General features: G+C 34.8%; 19 protein-coding genes. 14 read left to right on the forward strand and 5 right to left on the reverse strand.

Annotated features, from left to right (window positions below; genetic code table 11):
* Positions 1-176: 176 nt before the first annotated feature.
* Positions 177-2,360, forward strand: a complete 2,184-nt coding sequence (locus MKY94_RS05860; protein WP_144537778.1) for a GGDEF domain-containing phosphodiesterase — start codon at positions 177-179, stop codon at positions 2,358-2,360.
* A gap of 259 nt (positions 2,361-2,619) precedes the next feature.
* On the opposite strand, the gene MKY94_RS05865 is transcribed toward MKY94_RS05860, so the two are convergent.
* Positions 2,620-4,197, reverse strand: a complete 1,578-nt coding sequence (locus tag MKY94_RS05865; protein ID WP_144537780.1) for an ATP-binding protein — start codon at positions 4,195-4,197, stop codon at positions 2,620-2,622.
* 101 nt (positions 4,198-4,298) lie between these two features.
* Here MKY94_RS05865 and MKY94_RS05870 point away from each other — a divergent pair, with 101 nt between their 5' ends.
* From MKY94_RS05870 to MKY94_RS05895, 6 genes are all read left to right on the forward strand, one after another.
* Positions 4,299-5,348 carry a M42 family metallopeptidase gene (locus MKY94_RS05870; RefSeq protein ID WP_342578219.1) on the forward strand — a complete coding sequence of 350 codons (1,050 nt, stop codon included), beginning with the start codon at positions 4,299-4,301 and terminating at the stop codon, positions 5,346-5,348.
* A 121-nt stretch (positions 5,349-5,469) separates the two neighbouring features.
* On the forward strand, positions 5,470-7,044 hold the full coding sequence (locus MKY94_RS05875) for a peptide chain release factor 3 (RefSeq protein WP_144537784.1): 1,575 nt from the start codon (positions 5,470-5,472) through the stop codon (positions 7,042-7,044).
* Between the two features lie 729 nt (positions 7,045-7,773).
* Positions 7,774-10,830 (forward strand): efflux RND transporter permease subunit, encoded by a 3,057-nt coding sequence (locus MKY94_RS05880; protein WP_342578220.1) that lies wholly within the window; start codon positions 7,774-7,776, stop codon positions 10,828-10,830.
* A gap of 80 nt (positions 10,831-10,910) precedes the next feature.
* Positions 10,911-11,999 (forward strand): SDR family oxidoreductase, encoded by a 1,089-nt coding sequence (locus tag MKY94_RS05885; RefSeq protein ID WP_154311237.1) that lies wholly within the window; start codon positions 10,911-10,913, stop codon positions 11,997-11,999.
* 222 nt (positions 12,000-12,221) lie between these two features.
* Complete coding sequence (locus tag MKY94_RS05890; RefSeq protein WP_144537790.1) at positions 12,222-12,992, forward strand: TerC family protein; 771 nt, start codon at positions 12,222-12,224, stop codon at positions 12,990-12,992.
* A gap of 154 nt (positions 12,993-13,146) precedes the next feature.
* Positions 13,147-14,499 (forward strand): TrkH family potassium uptake protein, encoded by a 1,353-nt coding sequence (locus MKY94_RS05895; RefSeq protein ID WP_151110747.1) that lies wholly within the window; start codon positions 13,147-13,149, stop codon positions 14,497-14,499.
* A gap of 197 nt (positions 14,500-14,696) precedes the next feature.
* Here MKY94_RS05895 and MKY94_RS05900 read toward each other — a convergent pair whose 3' ends face one another.
* Positions 14,697-16,460 carry a B12-binding domain-containing radical SAM protein gene (locus tag MKY94_RS05900; protein ID WP_342578221.1) on the reverse strand — a complete coding sequence of 588 codons (1,764 nt, stop codon included), beginning with the start codon at positions 16,458-16,460 and terminating at the stop codon, positions 14,697-14,699.
* Positions 16,461-16,636: 176 nt separating this feature from the next.
* Here MKY94_RS05900 and MKY94_RS05905 point away from each other — a divergent pair, with 176 nt between their 5' ends.
* Positions 16,637-17,692, forward strand: coding sequence for an ATP-binding protein (locus tag MKY94_RS05905; RefSeq protein WP_342578223.1), 1,056 nt, complete (start codon positions 16,637-16,639; stop codon positions 17,690-17,692).
* A 77-nt stretch (positions 17,693-17,769) separates the two neighbouring features.
* Positions 17,770-18,213 carry a MarR family transcriptional regulator gene (locus MKY94_RS05910; RefSeq protein ID WP_144537796.1) on the forward strand — a complete coding sequence of 148 codons (444 nt, stop codon included), beginning with the start codon at positions 17,770-17,772 and terminating at the stop codon, positions 18,211-18,213.
* 39 nt (positions 18,214-18,252) lie between these two features.
* Here MKY94_RS05910 and MKY94_RS05915 read toward each other — a convergent pair whose 3' ends face one another.
* From MKY94_RS05915 to MKY94_RS05925, 3 genes are all read right to left on the reverse strand, one after another.
* Entirely contained in the window at positions 18,253-18,849 is a 597-nt protein-coding gene (locus tag MKY94_RS05915; RefSeq protein WP_342578227.1) for a hypothetical protein, read from the reverse strand.
* A gap of 42 nt (positions 18,850-18,891) precedes the next feature.
* The gene (locus MKY94_RS05920) at positions 18,892-19,503 is read right to left on the reverse strand and encodes a type II CAAX endopeptidase family protein (RefSeq protein WP_144537800.1); all 612 of its coding nucleotides are present in this window, start codon (positions 19,501-19,503) and stop codon (positions 18,892-18,894) included.
* A gap of 124 nt (positions 19,504-19,627) precedes the next feature.
* On the reverse strand, positions 19,628-19,816 hold the full coding sequence (locus tag MKY94_RS05925; RefSeq protein ID WP_144537802.1) for a DUF2187 family protein: 189 nt from the start codon (positions 19,814-19,816) through the stop codon (positions 19,628-19,630).
* A gap of 122 nt (positions 19,817-19,938) precedes the next feature.
* Between MKY94_RS05925 and MKY94_RS05930 the strand changes: the two genes are divergently transcribed.
* From MKY94_RS05930 to MKY94_RS05950, 5 genes are all read left to right on the forward strand, one after another.
* Positions 19,939-20,127, forward strand: a complete 189-nt coding sequence (locus MKY94_RS05930; protein ID WP_144537804.1) for a hypothetical protein — start codon at positions 19,939-19,941, stop codon at positions 20,125-20,127.
* A gap of 110 nt (positions 20,128-20,237) precedes the next feature.
* A complete protein-coding gene (locus MKY94_RS05935; protein ID WP_144537806.1) occupies positions 20,238-20,414 on the forward strand; it encodes an aspartyl-phosphate phosphatase Spo0E family protein in 177 nt (58 codons plus the stop codon).
* A 20-nt stretch (positions 20,415-20,434) separates the two neighbouring features.
* Complete coding sequence (locus MKY94_RS05940) at positions 20,435-21,376, forward strand: MoxR family ATPase (protein WP_144537808.1); 942 nt, start codon at positions 20,435-20,437, stop codon at positions 21,374-21,376.
* Entirely contained in the window at positions 21,373-22,527 is a 1,155-nt protein-coding gene (locus MKY94_RS05945) for a DUF58 domain-containing protein (RefSeq protein ID WP_342578230.1), read from the forward strand. Before MKY94_RS05940 ends, MKY94_RS05945 begins: the two co-directional genes overlap by 4 nt.
* Positions 22,520-23,767 carry a DUF4129 domain-containing protein gene (locus tag MKY94_RS05950; protein ID WP_342578231.1) on the forward strand — a complete coding sequence of 416 codons (1,248 nt, stop codon included), beginning with the start codon at positions 22,520-22,522 and terminating at the stop codon, positions 23,765-23,767. The genes MKY94_RS05945 and MKY94_RS05950 overlap by 8 nt, the downstream gene beginning before the upstream one ends.
* The last annotated feature ends 17 nt before the right edge of the window (positions 23,768-23,784 follow it).

Here is a 23,784-nt window from a genome sequence, read left to right on the forward strand (position 1 = left end):
CGAGAGTTGTGGTATTAATTTACCACAACTCTTAGTTCATTAGATTTAATATTAGACCATTAAATTACTTGTTATAATTCTATTCTATCAATAAAATATTGACATGAAATGACTTATTTACTAATATGTAGACAAAGGTTTGTATTTTATTGATTAAATAAAATGGAGGACAAGAAATGGAGTCCATATTTGGCACAGAGTCTGAAGATTTATTGCTAACAGTAAAAAATGCATTGCGTAAAGAATCTATTAAAGAACATGATAAACTTGAAATAATGCTTGAGGATGCTTTTTTTAAGATGAAGCTCATGAGCTATGCAGTAAATGAAACGATGATTCTAGCCCTTACAAACAGAGCTGGACAAATAATATATGTGAATGACAGATTCGTTGAAATTTCTGGTTATTCACCTGAAGAGCTTATAGGTAAAACTCACCGTGTCATCAAATCCTCTCATCATTCCACTCAATTTTTTAAGGAAATGTGGGATACGATTTTACAGGGTCAAACCTGGGAAGGCGAAATATGCAACAAACGTAAAAATGGTGAGTTATATTGGGTTAAAACATATATTCTTCCAATTGGCGAAGAATACAAGGATACTTATTTTTTAAGTATTCGTACGGACATAACAGCTGAAAAAGAAAAGGAACAAAGACTGCAGGCAAGTTTACTAAATTCCTTTGAGACCGTGGTAAGCCACGTAAATAATCTGATTTTTAGAGTAGATAAAGATTATAATAATGAGTATTACTTTTCCTTATTAACTGGTAAAATTGCTACGGAATATTTTAAGGAAAGAGGAATACAGGCAATCCATCCCTCTAGTGAAATGTTTGGAGAACAACCATTTCAAAGCTTAAAGTTAGCAATGAGTTATTTCCCTAAGGAAGTATCCGATAAATTAAATGAAAATATTACAAAGGTTTTCTTAGGAGAAGAAGTTGCCTACAAGGAATGGTTTGGTTCTAAATGTATTCATATTACTATTTCTCCTATTGAGCAAAATGGGAAAGTAACTGGTGCGATTGGTATTGGAAATGATATAACCGAGCTTGAGAACACTCGAACAACTCTATCCGAACTTGCATACAAAGATCACCTGACCAATACATATAACACGGCGGCTTTAAATAGAGATATACAGCTAAAAATATTACTAAAGGAGCCCTTTAGTTTTCTATATATAGACTTAGATCGTTTCAAAAATATTAACGATTCACTAGGCCATGTCACTGGGGATATTTTATTGCAAAAGGTTTCCAGAAGAATGAAATCCTTCTATAAAGAAGGAGCACAAATCTATCGTATGGGTGGAGATGAATTTGTAATCCTTTTGGATGATCAAGAATTCCCTTGTAAAAATTACTTACATAATGCTCAGCAACTGATAAAAGAAATTGAAAAGCCTTTTTATATAGATGAAATGGAATTGTACATTTCGTGTTCAATAGGGCTATCCTGCTTTCCTCTTCATGGCTCTGAATATGCTACTTTACACAGGGCAGCTGACTTAGCTTTGAATGTGTCTAAAGAGCAGGGAAGAGGAACTGCAGTATTATATGAAAAAAATTTAGAAGAAGGTTATATTAATAAGGTTCGTTTAGAGAGTGATATCCGTTTTGGATTAGAGAACAATGAATTCTTCCTAGTCTACCAACCTAAAGTAAATTTAGTTACTAATGAAGTTCATGGTTATGAAGCTCTTATCCGATGGAATAGAAAGGGTAAAAATATCATTCCTCCAAATGATTACATCCCGTTTGCTGAAGAGACTGGGTTAATCATCCCTTTAGGTAGGTACGTTCTCTATGAGGCATGTAGACAAGCTGCTGAATGGCTACATAAAGGCATAGCTTTTGATACAGTGTCTGTGAATATAAGTCCTGCCGAATTAGAGCAAAACGATTTTGTAAACAATGTTAAAGATATTCTCTTGGAAACGGGACTGCCACCTCAATATTTAGAGCTAGAAATAACGGAAAATGTTTTAATGAAAAATTTAAATAAGCTATTGAGCATTCTAACAGAATTAAAAAACTACGGAATTCGCATAGCAATGGATGACTTTGGGGCAGGTTTTTCTAACTTTCGCTATTTAAGTGAACTCCCTATTCATACATTAAAAATAGACAGTATGTTTATGAACCGTATATTTGAAAGGCGAAATGAAGTGATTGTCTCCTCTATCATTCGAATAGGGCTTAGCCTTGGACTAGAGGTAGTAGCTGAAGGTGTAGAGACAGAGGAAGTTATTCAGTTTTTAAAACGACATAAATGTAAGATTGTTCAAGGTTTTTATTACTCAAAGCCTTTAAATGCCAGAGATGTACCCGACTTCAATCTAATGGTCAAATAAAATATGGTAAGATTTAATAAGAAAGTACAGAGATTATGGTTATCCTCTTCTTCAAATAGATGAAGAATAAATAATTAGGCGGGCTCTCGAGAGGGGCGATAAGACATCAATGCGACGTTTGTGATGTCTTATCTGTCTCCTTCATACCGCTATAGTGACCGCCTTATTAAGTATTCAATTACTACAAGGAAATATTTTGTCTAAAATGATGGTTAATAATCTTTGTTTAAATATCACTGTTATACAACGGCTACTCTAGTCAGGAATTATTACTATAAGGTAATTGTATAGTCACAGTTGTTCCGTGATTTTTATCGCTTTCAATCAAAATATTTCCACCGTGTTCAGATATTATCTTTTCAGAAATCATCATTCCAAGCCCTGTTCCATTAACTTTAGTTGAAAAAAACGGATCAAATACCTTTCCAGCAGTATGCGTGTCCATTCCAACTCCATTGTCTCTTATTTTAATTATTACAATTTCTGATGGTTCAATGGAGCAGCTAATATGAATTTCTCCGTTGTCAGTAATTGCCTCAATTGCGTTTTTAACAAGGTTGATGAGTACTTGTTTCATCTGACCTTCTTCTCCATAGAGAATGATAGGTCCTTCTAATAGCTCAGTTGTAAGAAGGATACCATTTAAGTTAATCTCCGGCTGAAACAAAACGAGAATATCATCTAAAGATTTCTTAAGGTCATACTTTTTAGGTAATTTCGCATGAGGCTTTGCTAAAACAAGAAATTCACTAATTATATAATTTATTCTTTCAATCTCATTTTCAATTACTTTTGTGTAGCGATAATAAGGTTGGGATGGATCACCGTTCATAATTTGCATAAACCCAGAAATTACGGTAATTGGATTCCTAATTTCATGAGCTACTCCAGCAGCCATTTCTCCAGCAATTTTCAACTTTTCTGATTGTAATAATAAGGTTTCTGTCTCTTTTTTAAAGCTGACATCTCTACTAATGATAGAGAGAGCAATAAGCTTCTTGTTGTAATCATATATAGGAGAAAAAGTGATTTGAGCATCAAAATAAGTACCATCTTTTTTTCGATCTGTTGTTTCAAGAAAGTGATAGCTAGCACCGTTTAATACTTCCTGTCTTCTAGCCTCGTCTAGTTGATACTGGGGAGAAATAATGGTTACGCTTTGTCCAATAACCTCTTCTCTTTTCCACCCATATAATTCTTCAAAGGCAGGATTTACTTCAATTATTTTATTATTTTTATCGAAAACAGTTATACTATCCTTGGCATTATCGAAAAAGAGCTGTAAGTAACTTTCACGTGAATATCGTTCCTGCCTCATTGAAGAATTTAACTCAGTTATTTTGTTCCAATATTTTCTATCAAAGTATGTATTTAATATAGAAGTAAAGATAAGCATCATGAGGAGCAGTATAAATGCGATAAGGTCACCTAGAGTAAATATGTATGTATAGGTTGAATACTTGAAGTATATTAGCCCGAAAATTTCTGCTAATGTGAGAAAGAACAAGAATATCCTTGGTCCAATAGAATAATAGAGAACCGCTATGTAAATGGGATAAATAAAAAAAGCAATCATTACTACGTTTTCACTGTAAATATTGACGACTAAAAGATACAAGTTTAAGGATATGAACATAACATACTGAATGATTTCATTTTCGGAGTTCCCACAATACAACAGAGCTAATATTAATAAATAAATAATTGAAACGACAAGATAAGTTAAGATGTCCTTGTTTTGTAAAAGGGCTGCAAAGAAAATATGGCATATTGTAAAAACAGAAAAAATAATGAGAAATAGCTTATTTTTGTCTTTTGTAGTATTAAAAAATTCCATTTTTTCCACCTCCTTCAGTTACTTCTTATATTAGCGTATTTATAGGTATCTGAAAATACAAGATTTTGATAAAATTAAGTAAGATTAAAGGAGGAATAACGATGTCATTTACATTTCAACAGCAAGAGACAGTTTCTTTATTAAAGCAATTAGTAGAAATTCCAAGTCCCTCTGGTTACACAAAAGAAATCATGGATTTTATGGAGCAATTTTTAAAGGAAATTAATGTTGACTATAAACGTACAAACAAGGGTGCATTAATCGCCACAATCAAAGGAGATAATGACACAAAACATCGTTTATTGACGGCTCACACAGATACTTTAGGAGCAATGGTTAAGGAAGTTAAGTCTTCTGGACGATTGAAGCTTTCTATGGTGGGTGGCTTTAACTGGAACGCAGTAGAAGGTGAATATTGTACTATTCACACAGCAGAAGGTAAAAAAATACGAGGAACCATTCTTATGCACCAAACAACGGTCCATGTATACAAAAACGCAACTGCATTAGCTAGAGATGAGCAAAATATCGAGGTAAGAATAGATGAAAAAGTTACAAATGCAGACCAAACAAGAAAGCTAGGAATAGAAGTAGGGGATTTTGTATCATTCGATCCTAGATTTGAGCAAACGGACACTTGCTTTATCAAGTCTCGTCATTTAGACGACAAAGCAAGTACAGCCCTTTTACTTCAATTAATGAAAGCTATTAAGGAAAACAGTTGGACTCTTCCTTATACTACCCACTTTTATATTTCTAATAATGAAGAAATTGGTTTTGGGGGAAATTCTAGTATTCCAGAACAGACAGTAGAATACATTGCTGTAGATATGGGAGCTATTGGTGACGGACAGGCTTCTGATGAGTATACAGTCTCAATTTGTGCGAAGGATTCTTCTGGTCCATACCATTATGAACTAACGCGAAATCTTGTAGAGCTAGCTAAAAAAGAGGGAATCGATTACAAATTAGACATCTATCCATATTACGGCTCGGATGCTTCAGCAGCGATAAGAGCTGGTTTTGATGTCAAACATGCACTGTTCGGTCCAGGGATTGAAGCATCCCATGCTTATGAGCGAACTCATGTAGATTCATTAGAAAATACCGCTAAACTTCTATATTCTTATATTAATTCTGAAATATTGTAATGGATACTAGTAGACATTTTTACGAGAAATTTGTAAAATTGTTTGCTAGTTCTTTTTTTACTTGTATTTTTGGCGTTAAATCCATATGATAAAAAAGTGAATAAGAAGGAGATATACAAATATGGACAATAAATTACAAGAAGAAATATTAAAAAGAAGAACCTTTGCAATCATTTCCCACCCCGATGCTGGTAAAACAACTATAACGGAGAAGCTGCTATATTTTGGAGGAGCAATTCGTGATGCAGGTACAGTAAAAGGGAAGAAGACAGGGAAATTTGCAACATCAGACTGGATGGAAATTGAAAAACAACGTGGGATTTCTGTAACATCATCTGTTATGCAATTTGACTTTAATGATTGTCGTATAAATATACTAGATACACCAGGACATCAGGATTTCAGTGAAGACACGTATCGCACGTTAATGGCCGTGGACAGTGCAGTAATGATTGTGGATGCTGCCAAAGGGATAGAGGCGCAAACTTTAAAACTATTTAAGGTTTGTCGTATGCGCGGTATTCCTATCTTCACATTTATAAACAAGCTTGATCGTCAAGGGAAAGAACCTTTAGAATTGATGGAAGAGCTAGAAGAGGTACTTGGAATTCAATCTTATGCGATGAATTGGCCTATTGGTATGGGTAAAGAGTTCTTAGGTATATACGACCGCTTTAATCGTCGTATTGAACAATTCCGCACCGATGAAGCTGAAAGATTCCTTCCGCTAGACGAAGAGGGAGAACTTGCAGTAGACCATTCTATGAAAGAAACATCGTATTATACTCAAGCTATCGAAGATATTATGCTGTTAAATGAGGCTGGAAATGATTTTGATAAGGATAAAGTACTTTCTGGAGATTTAACACCTGTATTTTTTGGTAGTGCATTAACAAATTTTGGTGTGCAAACCTTCTTAGAAACTTATCTTCAGTTTGCCCCAACTCCGCAACCTCGAATGACAGATGTGGAAGAGGAAGTAAATCCTCTTAACGAAGATTTCTCTGGTTTTATATTCAAAATTCAAGCGAATATGAATCCTGCTCACCGGGATAGAATTGCTTTCGTGCGTATCGTTTCCGGAAAATTCGAACGTGGTATGACCGTTACTTTAGCTCGTACTGGTAAAACATTTAAAGTAACTCAATCCACTCAATTTTTAGCGGATGACCGCGAAACTGTTGAAACAGCAGTGGCGGGCGATATTATCGGTCTTTATGATGTAGGAAATTATCAAATTGGAGATACGGTAGTTGGAGGGAAGAAGGCATTCAATTATGAAAAGCTTCCTCAATTCACTCCTGAAATGTTCGTTAAGGTTACTGCAAAAAACGTACTGAAGTCTAAGCATTTCCATAAAGGGATCTTACAGCTTGTACAAGAAGGAGCTATTCAGTACTACAAAACACTTCATACTGAAGAAGTAATTCTTGGAGCGGTTGGACAGTTGCAATTTGAGGTATTCGAGCATCGTATGAAGAACGAGTATAATGTGGATGTACGCATGGAACCAATTGGCTCGAAGGTAGCTCGATGGATTGAAAATGAGGAAGAAGTAAAAGAATCCATGACAGGTCCAAGAAGTATGCTTGTGAAAGATCGCTATGATCATTACGTGTTCCTGTTTGAAAATGAGTTTGCGACTCGTTGGTTCCAGGACAAATATGAGCATATCAAATTGTATAACTTACTATAATAAAATTCCTATATATGCGAGGAAGTGAATGACAAATCGTTCACTTTCTCGCTTTTTTAGAGTTGAAGGTTATAAAGTATATGAATCTATTCTTTAAAAGTATGGAAGTTTGATTGGGAGATGGCTGATTTCCGCTTTCGGCGGTCGCTTTCCGTGGGGTGAGCGATATGCCCTTACCGTCGCTGACGCGCCGTTTGTAAGGTCTTATCTGTCTCCCTCATCTCACTGGAGTCGCCGCCTGTCGCTCCAATTATAAGTTAAGAAAAATGGGAGAGTTGTGTGTGTTTCAACTAACTCAACATCTAAATACTTATTACTTAAATATAGCTTAGAGATGCTGATTTCCGCTTTCGGCGGTCACTTTCCGCGGGGTGAGCGATAAGCCCTTACCGTCGCTGACGCGCCGTTTGTAAGGTCTTATCTGTCTCCCTCATCCCACAGGAGTCGCCGCCTGTCGCTCCAATTATAAGTTAAGAAAAATGGGAGAGTTGTGTGTGTTTCAACTAACTCAACATCAAGTCATATTACTTAAATATAAAATAGATATGGCTGAATATTTCGCTCTGATCGATAAGCCATTATCTCCGTCGTTTAGGCGTCGTTTGTGATTCTTATCTATAAAATACAAAAAAAGTAAGTTAATTAATGCGATAGATAATAATAAAATTTGAACTCTTGCTTTCTAGAGCATATGATAGAAATAGCTAAAAAGAAGGTGGTCCCCTATATATGAAAATAAGTGATTTCTCCATAAAAAGACCCGTATTTACTACTGTTATTATGTTTTTAGTAATTATTTTAGGCGGGGTATCGTTTTTCAAAATACCAATCACATTAATCCCCGAGCTTAACCCTCCTATAGCTGTTGTTGTAACAAATTACCCTGGTGCAAGTCCTGTGGAAGTGGATGAAAAAATAACGAAACCATTGGAAACTTCCCTAAGTACGCTTCAAGGAATTAAGTCCATTAACAGTACCTCCCAAGAGGGGGCCAATTTCATCTTATTAGAATTTGACTGGTCTATGGATATGGACGATGTTCAACTAGATATCATGCAGCGTATTGATATGGTGCCGGTACCCAATGGAGCAGAGAAGCCTAGATTTTTAAAATTTGATCCTGCTCAATTTCCAGTTATTCAGCTATCTCTTAGAGCAACGGGAGAACAAGATATTCGATTAATAGCGGAAGAGCTAGAAAAAGAATTAGTTGGCACGGAAGGGGTAGCAAGTGTAAATATTTCTGGAACTTTAGTGGAAGAGGTTCAAATACTATTAAACCAAGAGAACCTCCAAAGCAAAGGTCTTACACAGAGTGATATTGTGCAGCTTATTCAGGCGAATAATATCTCTTTACCTGGAAACCCCGTAGAGACAGAAGAAAATATGTCGCTGACAACTCGCATCATCAGCACTCTCACATCTGTGGAGGATATTCAAAACCTGGTTGTTACGGTAAATCCGTTAGATGGATCCAAGGTGACGATTGCAGATGTAGCAACCGTTCAGTTAGCGGAGCAGGAAACTAATACCGAAACAAGAGCAAACGAAAATCCTGCTGTACTTTTATCAGTGCTCCAAGAGTCTAGTGCCAATACTGCGAAGGTTTCAACAGCTTTTCAAGAAGCATTGGACAAGCAATTAGAAAAAGATGAGTACAAGGGTGTAACCGCAGATATTCTCTTTGACCAAGGAGATTACGTCAAAATTGCTATAAACAATATTGGTTCCACTTTAATAACTGGCGGATTACTGGCAATGCTAGTGTTATTTGTATTCCTTAGAGGAGTTAGAAGTCCTATTATTATTGGGGTAGCTATTCCCTATTCGGTCATTGTGACATTTGTATTAATGTATTTTGCCGGCTTCTCCTTGAACATTATGACGCTTGGTGCACTGGCATTAGGAATAGGGATGCTAGTAGATAATTCGATTGTAGTTATTGAAAATATAGAAAGACATTTGGGATTAGGAAAGGATCCAAAGGCTGCCGCAATTACTGGAACAAAAGAGGTGCTTGGAGCTATTACCGCTTCGACTCTAACAACGGTAGCTGTTTTCTTGCCAGTCATTTTTCTCTCTGGTCTTATAGGACAAATTTTCACAGAATTTGCTTTAACTATATCCTTTAGTTTGTTTGCTTCCCTTGTGGTTGCAATAACCGTTATTCCTATGATGGCAAGCCGAATGCTTAAGAAGCCAAAAGGTAACATTGAGGCGAGAAGAAGAAGGTCAAAGGCATACAATAATTTAGATAAGTCTATCAAATGGTCATTGCAACATCGGGCAATTGTTCTCTCCCTTACAGTAGTATTGCTAGTTCTTTCTGTACTAGGGGTATTCCGAGTTGGAACAGAATTTTTACCTCCTACAGATGAAGGGTTTGTTTCTATCTCAGTAAAGCTTGAAAATGGCTCATCATTTACTGCGACAGACGAAATAGTAAATAAAATTGAAGATATACTAAAAGAGCAGGAAGAAGTAGATGTGTATGTAAGCTTTGTTGGCGGTAGTCAAGAAGGTATGTCGAGAGGAACATCTCGATCTAATATGGCTGAGATATCCGTGAAGCTTAAGCCATTGAGTGAAAGAGATCAATCCACTTTTGAATTTGTAGATCAAGTACAGCCTACAATCGTAAAAGCTGTTAATGGAAAAGCAGATATTAATTTTAACGTCCAAACTGCTTCGGGCTCTTCGCCAAATGTTGTTTCCTTTAATGTATCTTCCTCCGATAAACAGGAGCTTTATCAGGCAGTGGAGGAACTCCAAAGTGACCTAGAGAAATTAGAAGGAGTTACAAAAGTTAATAATGATTTAATTTCTACTGTAGAAGAAGTACAAATGACGGTTAAACGTGACGCAGCTAACGAATTAGGCTTAGCTCCAGCTCAAATTGCTCAGATGGTTAATAATGTGACAAGAGGAGTTTTAGCTTCCCAGATTATTTCAGAAGAAGATGAAGTATATGGAGTGTATGTAAAGTATAATGAGTCAGATCGGGAGAGTATTGAAAAGCTTAAAAATTTAAAATTACGTACTCCAGCTGGTCAATTTGTAAATTTAGAAGAAGTGGCCAATATAGAAGTGTCAGAAGGTCCAGTGGCGATTCGTAGTTTAAACCAAGCAAATGCTGTGGCATTTTCTATAAAATATGAGTCAGAAAACACACTAGGAGATATGTCCGATCAAATTGACCAAGTAATTGAAAATCAAAATTTTGGAGATAAAATAAATGTCAAATTCGGTGGGGACCGCGAGCTATTAGATAACGCGAAAAGTGATATGATTTTGGCGGTATTATTAGCAGTTGTTCTTGTTTACATTGTAATGGCAGCTCAATTTGAATCCTTTAAATATCCTTTGGTTATTATGTTTACAGTTCCTTTAAGTCTTATCGGAATCGCTATTGCATTATTTTTTACTAGTACACCAATTAGCATTTCAGCAGTTATCGGGATCCTTATACTAGTCGGAATTGTAGTAAATAACGGTATAGTCCTTGTGGATTATATTAACCAACGTAAAGCAGAGGGCTATTCTTCTTATGAGGCAATCACGACCTCTGTTAAAGATAGAGTACGTCCAATATTGATGACTGCTTTAACTACCATTTTGGGATTAATTCCTTTAGCGCTTGGGATTGGTGAAGGGACGGAGATTAATCAGCCTATGGCTTTAACTGTAATTGGGGGATTAATCAGTTCTACCTTCTTAACCTTGTATGTAGTACCAGTAATTTATAGTTTATTTGATAAAGAAACAAGAAAAATAAAATCATCATAACATTCAGAAAAATATAAGGAAGGGTCTTCTGTTGAAGACCCTTTTTCAGTATAATTTTATAAAAGGGGCTGATTACTAGTATGAAAAATGCACTAATGACCGGATTTCCAGGATTTTTATCTAAAAATATCATAATAGAATTAAGGCAACAAAAGGCTTATACAACTATTTATGTGCTAGTTCTACCATCTCAACTAAAAAAAGCAGAGGAAGTAATAGCAGAAATATACGCGGATGGTTTGGACGATCAACGAATTGTGGTTATTGAAGGAGATATTACACTACCTAATGCAGGGTTAGATGGGCATATATTAGAAGAATTAAAGCATAAAATCGATTATGTTTGGCATTTAGCTGCTATTTATGATTTAGCTGTTCCTAAAGATATCGCATGGAAAGTTAATGTTCAAGGGACGAAGCTGTTTAATGAATTGGTCCTTCAGTTACCAAAATTAAAAAGGTATATGTATTTTAGTACTGCATACGTGGCTGGAAGAAGAGAAGGCAAGCTATTAGAGACAGAGCTCGTTAAGCCTAATGATTTTAAAAACCATTACGAGGAAACAAAATACGAGGCAGAAGTATTAGTTGATAAACTAAAAAAACAAATTCCACTTACTATTATTAGACCGGGAATAGTGAGAGGCCATTCTAAAACAGGAGAAACGATTAAATTTGATGGACCTTATTTCTTTATCAACATGATTAATAAGCTAAAAGGTCTTCCATTTTTACCTTATATGGGAAAATCATCATCTTTTATTAATGTAGTTCCATCAGATTACATAACAAAAGCGTCCATATATAGTTGCTTTGATAAAGAAGCAGAAGGATTGACTATACATTTAACAGACCCTAAACCTTACCCGGTGGAAGAGGTATATAGAGCTTTTGTAAAAGAACTTACTGGAAAATATCCAAAGGGGAGATTACCACTAGGACTAGCAAAGGTATCAGTGTCTATTTTACCAATAAGAAAATTTCTTCAAGTAGAAAAAGAAACATTAGACTATCTTACATGGAATTCTTCTTTTGATACAACAAATGCTGAAAAAGTTTTATCAAAGGGTAATATTACTTGTCCAGATTTTATTGAATCGGTTCCCGCTATGATTTGTTTTTATAATAAACATAAAGATGATTCAAATTATCATATCCATATTAAGTAATTTTTCTTTACTAATTTGGAAAATGTGTTATTATAGTTTATATAACTAAATAGACTTTTGACATTTGTCAAAGGGGAGTAGCTATAGGGAAACCTATTTCATAGTCGTCATTACATGGCTTAGCCATCGGTTATGATAGCAATTATTTAAAATTTGCTTAGCAAGACCTTTGCCTTTTTAGGCAGGGGTCTTTTTATTTGCAAAAAAAAAGGAGGATATTTAATGGATTACGGAATTTTATTGGAGTACGGGTGGGTTTTACTAGTTCTAGTAGGACTAGAGGGACTACTAGCAGCTGACAATGCAGTAGTTATGGCGGTAATGGTTAAGCATTTACCGAAAGCACAACAAAAAAAGGCATTGTTTTATGGTTTGCTAGGAGCGTTCGTATTTAGATTTCTCGCTTTATTTATGATCACTTTCTTGGTTAATATTTGGCAGGTACAGGCAATAGGTGCTGCTTATCTATTGTTCATATCTATTAAACATATTTACGATCAACGGAAAAATCCAGGACCGCATATTGAAACGGACAATCTTGAAGAAGGCGCAAAAGGTTCAGGTTTCTGGATGACTGTATTAAAAGTAGAGCTTGCGGATATCGCTTTTGCTATTGACTCTATGCTTGCTGCTGTAGCTATTGCAGTGACCTTACCATATTGGGGAGAATTTGAGATTGGTGGCATCAATGGAGGACAATTTGCAGTTATGTTCATTGGTGGTATCATTGGATTAATTATTATGCGTTTTGCTGCTCATAAATTTGTTCAATTACTCGAAAAATATCCAACACTCGAAACTGCAGCATTTTTAATTGTAGGTTGGGTAGGGGTTAAATTGACCGTACTGACATTGTCTCATCCTAATGTAGGAATTCTAGATGAGCATTTTCCACATTCAACTGGCTGGAAATTGACATTCTGGGTAGTATTACTGGTAATTGCTATAGGTGGTTATTTACTAGGTGTAGCTAAAAATAAAAAGACAGCTTAATATATAATAAAAAGTAGTGTAGATATATTGTATTGAAGCACTTGGATGTTTAAGAAGTTAAAAGCATGAAAAGATAGTTTAGTTAAAGCTATCTTTTTATGCTTTTTTTTTTTACAATGATGAAATAGGCTTCTTGTTGAAAGGAACATCTAAGATGATAAATAATACTTTTAAAGCAAGGTTCAAAATGACACCAGCCCAGATTATTGTGTCGTATTATTTTATAGCAATTGCAGTTTCGGTTATATTACTCTGCCTACCTGGAGTACATAGACCCGGAGTACATGTAGATTTTATTGATAGTTTGTTTACAGCAGTTAGCGCAGTTAGTGTTACTGGATTGACAACTATAAATGTTGCAGATACATACACACCTTTTGGTTATATTATGCTTATTTTGATTCTCCAGCTCGGGGGAATAGGAATTATGTCATTAGGGACTTTTATTTGGCTTCTAGCTGGAAGAAGAATCGGATTAAGAGAAAGACAATTAATCATGGTTGATCATAACCAATCTAAAATGTCAGGCGCTGTTTTACTGATAAAGGAGATTGTCAAAATTCTTTTGGTAATTCAGTTAGTTGGCTCCATATTATTAACCATTTACTTTACACAATACTACGATACATTTAAAGTTGCCCTAATGCATGGGGTGTTTACTTCTGTTTCAGCTACTACTAATGCCGGATTTGATATAACAGGTGAATCCTTAGTACGTTACCATCATGATTATTTTGTACAAATTATTACAAGTTTGATGATTATATTTGGAGCAATTGGATTTCCTGTTCTTATAGAGGTCAAGGAATTTTTGTCTAATAAAAATAAAAATTTTCGTTTTTCTTTATTTACAAAGCTGACTACACTAACTTACGGAGCATTATTAGTATTAGGTACGATAATGATATTCTTACTAGAAATGTTTAACACATTCAAAGATATGCCTTGGCATGAAAAATTCTTTACTGCCTTATTTCATTCCGTTTCTACTCGTTCTGCAGGCCTCACAACAGTTGATGTGACTTTATTTAATGAAGGCACCAATTTACTAATGAGTGCACTAATGTTTATCGGGGCTTCACCTAGTTCTGTTGGTGGGGGTATTCGCACTACTACATTTGCAATAGCTATTTTGTTTTTGATTAATTTTTCTAGAGGAAGAGAGAACATTCAAATATTTAATAGGGAAATTCATCTGTTGGATGTTTTCAGGGCATTTGCGGTAATTGTATTAGCATTCCTTATGGTATTTGCAGCTACTATTGTTTTGTCAATTTCGGAACCAGATGTACCGGTAACTTCACTTCTATTTGAGATAACCTCAGCCTTCGGGACATGTGGTATGTCGCTAGGTGTTACTGAGGAGCTTTCTTCTTTTGGTAAAGTAGTTATTATGATCCTCATGTTCATCGGAAGAGTTGGCTTGATATCCTTCCTGTTTACATTAGGAGGAAAAAGAAAAATTACAAAATATCACTTTCCAAAAGAAAGAGTTATTATCGGGTAACTTTATTCCATTTGTTTCACTGGCTCTAGAGTTTATGTATAACCGGAAAATTAAAATGAGGTTGGTTATGACATTAGTCATAACCAACCTCATTTTTTATATCATAGCTTTTATCTACTCGGTTGCCCATTATAAACTGAAAGTACAGCATTTAAACGTGATACCATTCTATCCATTAAACCGTTTGAGAGAATAACTTATAGAATAAAATCTGCTAAGTTGTTGTTCTTTTGAATATAAGAAAAATGCGGTGTATTGCCTTTATGGAAAGTTGTTAGAAGGAAACCTTGCTCTTCTTTTATGACTCCTTGTTTAAACAAATTCATGTCTATAGAAATAGGTGTAATAAATGTTTGTTTGTAAATCTCTCTTTCGGTCAAATCCATCTGCGCAAATTCTTCTCCCGCTATAGACGGACTCTCTAGAAGGAGCTTGTAGATAGCAGACTGCTCTTCCTTACTCATATCGTTTTCCCACCAAGGCTTGCGAGGCTGAAATTTTTGTTTGGATAAATAATCAAGCTTCATGACACTTTTAACAGTATTTAAGGGAATCCCCTCTAGATTTACTAAGAAATCAAATAGACGTGTATAGAGATCCTCTAACTGATGACCGATTCTAGACCAATTTCTGTCTTCCCAAAACGTACCAAATTGTTGGAAAAAGTCGAAAGGTGTTTCAAATATATGATCGAAAAGAAATTCTAATGTCTGATCCATTCTATGTGCATTCCAATATTTTTCTAATACGTCTTCTACTTGCTTAATGCGTAATATGTCGTTGAAGCTTAAGACATTATTCGAAAAGATTTCATAAGGAGCTTGGTCAACATATACGTACCCATATTTCTCTGCTTCAACTCGTAAGCCAGTACCTCTAAGGAGCTTTAAAAATCCAAGTTGCAGTTCTTCAGGTCGCATTTCAAATACTTCGTTAAACGTCCTTCTAAAGGATGTATAATCTTCCTCTGGCAGGCCTGCGATTAAATCAAGATGCTGATCAATTTTACCGCCACTCTTCACCATTGTGACAGTTCGTTTAAGTTTCTCAAAATTTTGTCTGCGTTTTACTAACTCATTTGTTAAATCATTCGTAGATTGGACTCCTATTTCAAAGCGGAAAAGTCCGGCAGGAGCGTTATCATTTAAAAATTGAATTACCTCAGGTCTCATAATATCTGCTGTTATTTCAAATTGAAAAACTACTCCTGGCAAATGTTCGTCTATTAAAAACTGGAACATTTCCATTGCATAGCTTCTGCTAATATTAAATGTACGGTCTACAAACTTAATCGTCTTTGCTCCGTTTTGCATTAGATAGCGTATATCTTCTTTTACCTTTTCGCGATTAAAGTATCTAACTCCAACTTCAATAGAAGAAAGACAAAACTGACATGAAAAAGGGCACCCTCTACTAGTCTCAATGTAGACAATTCGCTTGGATAGATATGCTAAATCCTCTTCAAAACGGTAAGGCGAGGGAGACTCTCGTAAATCTAATTTTGGTGGTAGCGGATTTAGAATAAATTTGTCGTTTTGGACATATGCTAGTCCAGGTACATCTTTTACATCTTTTTTATCGGAAAGAAAGTCCAGCGTCTCCTTGAAGGCTTGCTCTCCTTCGCCAACAACAATGTAATCAATTTCTTTCACTTGTCTAAGCCATACATTCGTATCGTATGAGACTTCAGGGCCACCTAGGATAATCGTTATGGATGGATCAACTGTTTTCAGCATTTTTATCACTTTTATAGTCTCTTCAATATTCCAAATATAGCAGCTAAAGCCTACAATGCTCGGTTTTTTCTGGTACAAATCAGCTACTATATTAAAAGTAGGATCTTTAATAGTATATTCGACAATAAGGGGGGAATATTCAGGCTCAGCGTAAGCTTTAAGACAGCGTAAGGCTAAATTAGTATGAATGAACTTTGCGTTCAATGTAGTTAATATTATATTCATTTTTTCTTAACTCCTTTAGGTTTGCTTAACTATTGTAACAGTGAATATTCGTGTCGACAATATAGTTAAATATAACCATTTCCAGATTAGAATTAATGTGAAATAATCAGAATTAATTAATAATTTAAAAATTTGAAATGGTTTTCTCAGATTCTTATGAGAGGCAGGGTGAGGTAATGTTAGCAGAATACGAATACAAGCAAAGATTTGAACAGGTTTTTCAACTCTTTTCGAGTGGATTAATATTTATAAGTGAAGAAGGTAAAATTATAGATGCTAATCCTTATATAGAAAAAGTGTTGGGGCTGGACCGCACCGAATTATTGAAGATGAGTTCCAAAGCTCTTTTGAATATGCTATCTCTTAAAGGAGAGATAAAGAAAACTTTTCTACAAGATTTATCGACTAATGGACAAGCAGAATTCTTTTGTGAGCTTCAAACGTATATGGGTGACTACAAGTATCTACATTCTATTGTATCCAAACAAAGTGATTCCAATATCTTTCTTATGGAAATACATGATGAATCTGAAAAAATGTTTATGAAGAAAAGGCTCGAACATAACGAATCGCTAAGTACTCTCGGACAACTTGCCGCTAGTATAGCCCACGAGATACGAAATCCCATGACTTCCTTAAAGGGGTTCACCCAATTACTACTCAAAACAGCTACGGATGACGGTAAGAGATATTTAGATGTCATCGATCACGAGATTAACAGAATGGAAGATATATTAACCGAATTCTTGCAAGTATCCAAGCCGTGCAACAATGAATACACATACTTTGAAGTAGATCAACTTATAACAGAAGTAGCTGGCTTCATGTCCCCTCAATCTCTTATGAAAGCAATTGAGATTAATATAATTAATGAAATTTATCCCAATAATAAGGTTTTTGGGAATAGAAACTTATTAAAACAAGTTTTTATAAATGCGATTAAAAATGCTATTGAATCTATGGAAAAAAGTGGTAATATAGAGATTAGAATATCATTATATTCTAATTGTACAATTAGCGTTAAAGTTGTGGATCAGGGTAGTGGGATAGAAAAACAGGATATAGAAAACATTTTCAAGCCTTTTTTTACTACTAAATCTGCAGGAACAGGACTTGGGCTTTCCCATTCCTATGAAGTTATTGAAGCTCATGGAGGGAAAATAGAAGTAGAGAGCAATGTAGGAATAGGTACAACCTTTAATTTTCTGCTTCCATTGCACGGAACCTGCTGAGCTATTTTGACAATCTATTAGTCTGCCCTATATAATAATTGGTAATGTAATTTTTAATATAGGTGAGGATGACGACAATGACAAATGATTCAGCGAGTAGTGCTTTAAAATTATTTATAGTACTTTCCCGAGCACATAAAGTAATACATGAATGTACCAATCATTTTTTTCAAGAGAATGGACTAAATCCAACTGAATTTGCAGTTTTAGAGCTTTTGTTTCATAAAGGAAAACAACCTTTACAACAGATAGGCAATAAAATTTTGCTTGCTAGTGGTTCCATTACTTATGTGGTGGATAAACTGGAGGGAAGAGGCTTCATCAAGAGAGTGTCGAGTGATACGGATCGACGAGTTACCTATGCGGAAATAACAGAAGCAGGAACAGAGTTTATGAACGAACTTTTCCCCCGACATGAGCAACAGCTTATTCAATTAATGAATGCCTTGTCAGAAGAGGAAAAATTAGAGGCTATTGAGCTGCTAAAAAAATTAGGTTTATCGATTAAAAATTTATCCTAAAAAAAACTTCGAGCCTTTGCACGGCCCGAAGTTTTTATTTTAATCGATTTTAATTGTTTCTGCCATTTTAACAAAATCCTCTAAAGTTGGAGATTCGTTCGTATCAAAGATCGTCAATCTCACGCCTAAGCCGTCTTGTAAAAATGTGTAGCCATATACTTTGTTCTCAGTGCCTTCTGCTTCATAAGCTTTGACATCTTCTAGAAGTTTTCCTGAAGGAATAAGGTTAGCTTCTGTTATCTCATCTACCTTGCCTTCAGAAGTGGAAGCTTTTAAAATTTCTACTAAATTATTTGTTATATCAGCCATATTGACCTCAGAAGCATTATAGACTTCGATTCGCATAGATTGAACATCATTTTCTTTGTTGAATAACAAGTCCTTATTAGGTTCTTCGGCTGTTAGTTCGTAGCCATCTAATATTGTAATAGAGTATTCTTGGTTTTCACTTTTTACAGTAGTTCCTGAAACTTCGGTAGAATCTTTCTCTTGCTCGTTTTCAGTAGCCCCATTGCTAGTAGTATCTTCGGACGGGCTATTGTTATCGTTAGGCGTTGCTTCTTCATCTGACGCGCCACAAGCAACAATTAGAAATGTTAATAACAAAATAGATAAAATAGAGAAAATTTTCTTCATATGAACAGCTCCCTTTTAAGTAACGGTATTAATTGCAACGTTTCATATTATTGGTAGCACCAGGAATAAAAGTAATAGTAACACAATATGAGTTACAATATTTAGTGGCATACTTTTTTTCTTTTCATAGAGTAGGCCAAAAATTACTCCCATTATAATAGCGGCGAGTACACCAATGTAAAAGCCACTTGCAATAAAGACTGCTCCGTACAAGATGGAGCTTATAATTATAGCGTTAGTAGGGGAAAGCCAATTTTTAAGGGCTACTTGGATAAAACCTCTCCAGAATAGTTCTTCACCGGGAATAATGATGAAGAATAATAAAATGTAATGCCACAAAGCAGTAGGTGCAAAGGTTCCTAAAAAGTTAGAAACTTCCTTGGTAGTTTTAGATGGTAGAAAATCTAATAGCTGATAACCTAAAACAAATAATAAATAAGTTGCTACACCATATACTATACCCCAAAATAAGTAACTAAACGTTCTCAGTTGATCTTCTATTTTTGAAAAATAGAAAGCACCAGCTGTTAAAAATAGAGTTGTAAAAGAATAAAAGTACCAAAATACTTTTTCATTTGAAAAAGTTAGCCAGCAAAAAACAAAAGCCAGCAATAAGGATATTATTAATCCTAAAAAGAGTTTGCGGTTATTCATAAAAGCACATCCTTACCATAGTCACAACAATGAAATTTATTGATAATCATGACAGTATAGTAAAAAGAATTGCTTGCTACTTAGAAAAAAACCGTTCTTCTTACGAAGAGGAACGGCATGACGTTTAATCTTCATTACTATATAATATTTTATAACGCTTATGATTGATTACCGTTTTTTCTTCTAGTTCAAGCTCGTTGAAGTTCTCCATATAAGTTAGATCAACTATTACAGAGTTTTCATTTACTTTTTCTACTATACCTTGAAGACCATCTTTAAACTCAATAATGTTGCCGACTTCAGCGATTTTCATAGATTGTCCCATCCCCTTTAAGAACATAATATAATACAGTTTGCCTTAAAAAAAGAGGTACGTAAAGTATTTTTATCAAAAGTTTTGAAACTATACATTTCTTAGACAAAAGGAGAAACATTATGCATCCGATAGATGAACAACTTGATATGTTAAAACGAGGAGAAATAGAAAGCATTCAAGTATCCAAAGAAGATTTTTTAAATTTTAGGGAAGTACTTGTTAGAAGAGAGGATTTTAAACACTTTAGTGGCAACGCTATGCAAGGTGGGAATATAATATATACTTATCTTAATAATCCTAGAAGTTAATGTGTTCGTGCATTAACCTACCTAAAATAGTCGGTATATTCTGATTTCTAAAGGTTTAACTGTAAGTAAAATGAGGAAAATATACATTTTGCAAAAAGGGGAGTTCTCTCATGATGGAATCTATTTTAAATAGGCTAGAGACTACAAGAGAAAAGATGATTCAATCTGCTATAGAAAATGGTGTAACTAATAGAGAAACTATTCGCCTAAGTGAAGAACTTGATCATTTACTGAATGAATTTCATTCTCAAGTAAAGCAGCATAGTACTTCTGAACAGCTTGAATAGTATTTGGGGAGAGATTAGAAATGGACGCAGCTTTAATCAAACTAAAAAAAGAGTTGAATAGTTCAATCATTGGTAGAGAAAGAGAACTTGATTTTATGTTAATAGGGTTATTAGTTCAAGGTCACGTATTGTTGGAAAGTGTTCCGGGTTCTGGTAAAACAATGATGGCCAAGTCATTTGCCGAAGCTATTCAAGGGGTGTTTAAAAGAATACAATTTACACCAGATGTACTTCCCACAGATGTAACAGGGATCAGTTATTTTCACCCGAAGCAACAAGAATTCGTATTACGGGTGGGGCCAGTGATGAGCAATATTTTACTTGCAGATGAGATCAATCGTGCGACTCCCAGAACTCAATCTAGCCTCTTAGAGGCTATGGAAGAAAAGCAAGTCTCAATTGATGGAGAAACTATTAAGCTACCATATCCTTTTATGGTTTTAGCAACACAAAATCCAATAGAGTCTCAACAAGGAACTTTTCCGTTACCAGCTGCTCAGTTAGATCGTTTTCTTTTTAAGCTTAACATTGGTTATCCAACTATGAAGGAAGAAAATGATATTCTTAAACAATTTGGTAAAACACCTGGAGAAGTGAAAACAAAACAAGTTGTAACTTTGCAACAAATAGAAGAATGGTCAAAGCAAGTAAATAATATTAAAGTGCATGATGATATATATACTTATATTGTGCAAATAGTCCAAAGTTCAAGGAAACACCCATACATAGAACTGGGATTAAGTAGTCGAGCTTCTTTGGCAATGCTACAGGCTGCTAAAGCGTACGCCTTTTTAAATGGTAGAGATTATGTTATTCCTGATGATATTAAGAACATCATAGATCCAGTTTGTCTTCATCGATTAAGGCTTTCTTCACAAGGTATGCTCATTCATGATTTACAAGAAATTATGAGTGAATTGATTAGAGAAATAGAAGTGCCTGTTGAGGCGAAAATTCAATGATTTGGAAACGGCAAGATTTAAGTTTTAAATATACAAAAAAATATGTAGAGATATTATTAATATGTGCTGTAGCATGTTTCTTCTTTAAACAAACATTACTCCTTGTTATTATTTCGTTTCCGTTATTTCTTGTACTTTTCCAGTTGTATTATTTTCGGAAGGTTGGAAATGGACTAGTGTTTGTAAATGACAAAAAAAGGATTCGTTTAATGAAAGGGACTACTGCTTATTTGGAATTGTCTTTTCAGAACAATGGTTTACCAATTTGGAACGGTGCCATCGTATTAACATTTCAGGATTGTATTGCTCCATTCGATGCAGATTATAACTCTGCCTCAGGTTTTTATGAAGTAAATGTTCCTTTTTCAATTGGATACAAAAAATCAGTCACAGTTCAAATTCCTGTAGTAGGTATACGAAGAGGACTTTCTAGGATAAAAGGAATTGAAGTTAATATTCCGCATCCATTGACTGAAGGGTCAATTATTTTGAATTATGAACCATACATATTAATGGATGCAATTGTATATCCAGCTATTTATACAATAAAAGAAGAATTTTATCCTTCACGTATAAAGTCAGGGGAGTTGGAGTTAAATTCTTCTTTGTTTATTGATCCCTACTTTCCTGTTGGAACGAGAGATTACGAGCCAGGAGATCAATTTAATCATATTCATTGGAAAGCAAGTGCTAAAACCCAGCAACTTCAAACAAAAGTATTTACCAAAGTTGCTAATGTGTCTGTATTGTTTTTGGTGAATCTTGCAGATGGGTATAGAATGGTCCATGATTTTGAAAAAAAGATAGAGTGGCTTGCTTCTCATATAGAGGCTTGCTACAAAGCAAATGTCCCATTTGCTTTTGGTATCAATATTCGATCATCTGGAAAGAGGCCGTTTATTTATATTCCAATAGGTTCAGGAGATACACACAGAGTACAAGCGTTAGAGTGGCTTTCCATTTTATCAACTAGTAATATCACTGTTCCTTTTGAAAATATAATTAGATATATAGAAGCCCATGAGGAGTTACCGATGTCTGCATATATCCTGTCCCAACAGATGGAGAAGTATCAACCAATTTTAAGGACTTGGGAACAAAAAACGAGTGTTAACTATCTTTTGGAATACGAGGGAGAAAATTATGATTAATAATTCAAACCCTACGCATAAAATTCAAATAGTGTCATTTGAAAAATACCTTCAGGATATGTGGATTTTCGCAATTATATTTGTCATATTATTAAACGAGGCAATTGTTAGCACGCCTCTTTTATGGATTATTCTACAGTTCATAACGGTGTTTGTTGCCAATTACATTTTTTCTAAATCTGGGCCAAATATTTTAGTAGCAATAGGTCTGCCGCCTGTTTTATTAACTGTGTTATTATTGTTCGGTATTCCAATATGGTTATATGTTATAAGTGTATTAATAAGTGCTTGGAGCTTACATGCTAGATATAATTTGATACAATCTGACCCAAATAGTGATTCACCATATTCATTAGTATTTTTTGCAACATTTCTCTCGGTTCATTTCTTATGTTATCTATTAGCTATTGAAGATTATAAACTCCCTTTGTATAGTGTATTTATAGGTGGAGTCATATTTTTTGCAGGGGCTCGATTATTTAATGTACGGAGAACATCCCATAAACAAAAAAATGAATCATTTTTAAAGGTCTCACTTTTTTATATGATAGGAATAATAGGTATATTTCTCTTAACTCTGTTTACGTATTTTCTCACCCCTCCAATCCGGACGCTATTTAACTGGGTTTTCCAAGGAATATTGGCTGTAGTAATGATTCCTTTAATGCCTCTTCTAAATGTTTTAGAGAAGTTTTTAAGTGGAATAACAAAAAAGCCAACGGAGGAAGAGCAGAAGGACGTTGGAGCAAATGGAGCCATGATGGAAGATCTTCTACCAAATACACAGGAAGCCTCCTCTTATACATTCAATTTTGAATGGATTGTTTTGGGAGTGATAGGGTTAGCTATTTTTGGTGTTATTGCTTATTTGATTAGTAAAAAAATAGAGCAGTCAACAGAAAAGGCAAGTAATGATATTATATATAAAAATGAGGAGTTAGTTGTCCCGCTTCAAGAAGAATCATCTTCTGAAAATACTTTATATAGAGTAGAGTCTTCTTTTTTAAGAGAATTATATTTGAGTTTTGAAAAAGAGGCTAATTCTTTTGGCTTTGAGAGAGAGAAGAGTGAAACCGTGAGGGAATGGTTTCAAAGAATGCAATGGCTTGCAAAAGATGAGTTCTTTTTTATATACGAAGAAGTAAGATATGGTGGCCATACGGTCAAAAAAGATAAGGCAGAATTATTTGTGCAAGAAATAGAAAAAATAAAAAAACTTTTTTTACAAAAAGAGGTTTAAAATATTGTGAATGGGGC

Origin of the sequence: Psychrobacillus sp. FSL K6-2843 (assembly GCF_038626375.1) — a bacterium.
Taxonomy (GTDB): domain Bacteria; phylum Bacillota; class Bacilli; order Bacillales_A; family Planococcaceae; genus Psychrobacillus; species Psychrobacillus faecigallinarum.

Coding starts and splice junctions, on each gene's coding strand:
- MKY94_RS05905 (WP_342578223.1), top strand. CDS start 16,637: ATGTTAGCAGAATACGAATACAAGCAAAGATTTGAACAGGTTTTTCAA.
- MKY94_RS05910 (WP_144537796.1), top strand. CDS start 17,770: ATGACAAATGATTCAGCGAGTAGTGCTTTAAAATTATTTATAGTACTT.
- MKY94_RS05925 (WP_144537802.1), bottom strand. CDS start 19,816: ATGAAAATCGCTGAAGTCGGCAACATTATTGAGTTTAAAGATGGTCTT.
- MKY94_RS05920 (WP_144537800.1), bottom strand. CDS start 19,503: ATGAATAACCGCAAACTCTTTTTAGGATTAATAATATCCTTATTGCTG.
- MKY94_RS05890 (WP_144537790.1), top strand. CDS start 12,222: ATGGATTACGGAATTTTATTGGAGTACGGGTGGGTTTTACTAGTTCTA.
- MKY94_RS05950 (WP_342578231.1), top strand. CDS start 22,520: ATGATTAATAATTCAAACCCTACGCATAAAATTCAAATAGTGTCATTT.
- MKY94_RS05885 (WP_154311237.1), top strand. CDS start 10,911: ATGAAAAATGCACTAATGACCGGATTTCCAGGATTTTTATCTAAAAAT.
- MKY94_RS05875 (WP_144537784.1), top strand. CDS start 5,470: ATGGACAATAAATTACAAGAAGAAATATTAAAAAGAAGAACCTTTGCA.
- MKY94_RS05880 (WP_342578220.1), top strand. CDS start 7,774: ATGAAAATAAGTGATTTCTCCATAAAAAGACCCGTATTTACTACTGTT.
- MKY94_RS05865 (WP_144537780.1), bottom strand. CDS start 4,197: ATGGAATTTTTTAATACTACAAAAGACAAAAATAAGCTATTTCTCATT.
- MKY94_RS05930 (WP_144537804.1), top strand. CDS start 19,939: ATGCATCCGATAGATGAACAACTTGATATGTTAAAACGAGGAGAAATA.
- MKY94_RS05945 (WP_342578230.1), top strand. CDS start 21,373: ATGATTTGGAAACGGCAAGATTTAAGTTTTAAATATACAAAAAAATAT.
- MKY94_RS05935 (WP_144537806.1), top strand. CDS start 20,238: ATGATGGAATCTATTTTAAATAGGCTAGAGACTACAAGAGAAAAGATG.
- MKY94_RS05870 (WP_342578219.1), top strand. CDS start 4,299: ATGTCATTTACATTTCAACAGCAAGAGACAGTTTCTTTATTAAAGCAA.
- MKY94_RS05915 (WP_342578227.1), bottom strand. CDS start 18,849: ATGAAGAAAATTTTCTCTATTTTATCTATTTTGTTATTAACATTTCTA.
- MKY94_RS05860 (WP_144537778.1), top strand. CDS start 177: ATGGAGTCCATATTTGGCACAGAGTCTGAAGATTTATTGCTAACAGTA.
- MKY94_RS05895 (WP_151110747.1), top strand. CDS start 13,147: ATGATAAATAATACTTTTAAAGCAAGGTTCAAAATGACACCAGCCCAG.
- MKY94_RS05940 (WP_144537808.1), top strand. CDS start 20,435: ATGGACGCAGCTTTAATCAAACTAAAAAAAGAGTTGAATAGTTCAATC.
- MKY94_RS05900 (WP_342578221.1), bottom strand. CDS start 16,460: ATGAATATAATATTAACTACATTGAACGCAAAGTTCATTCATACTAAT.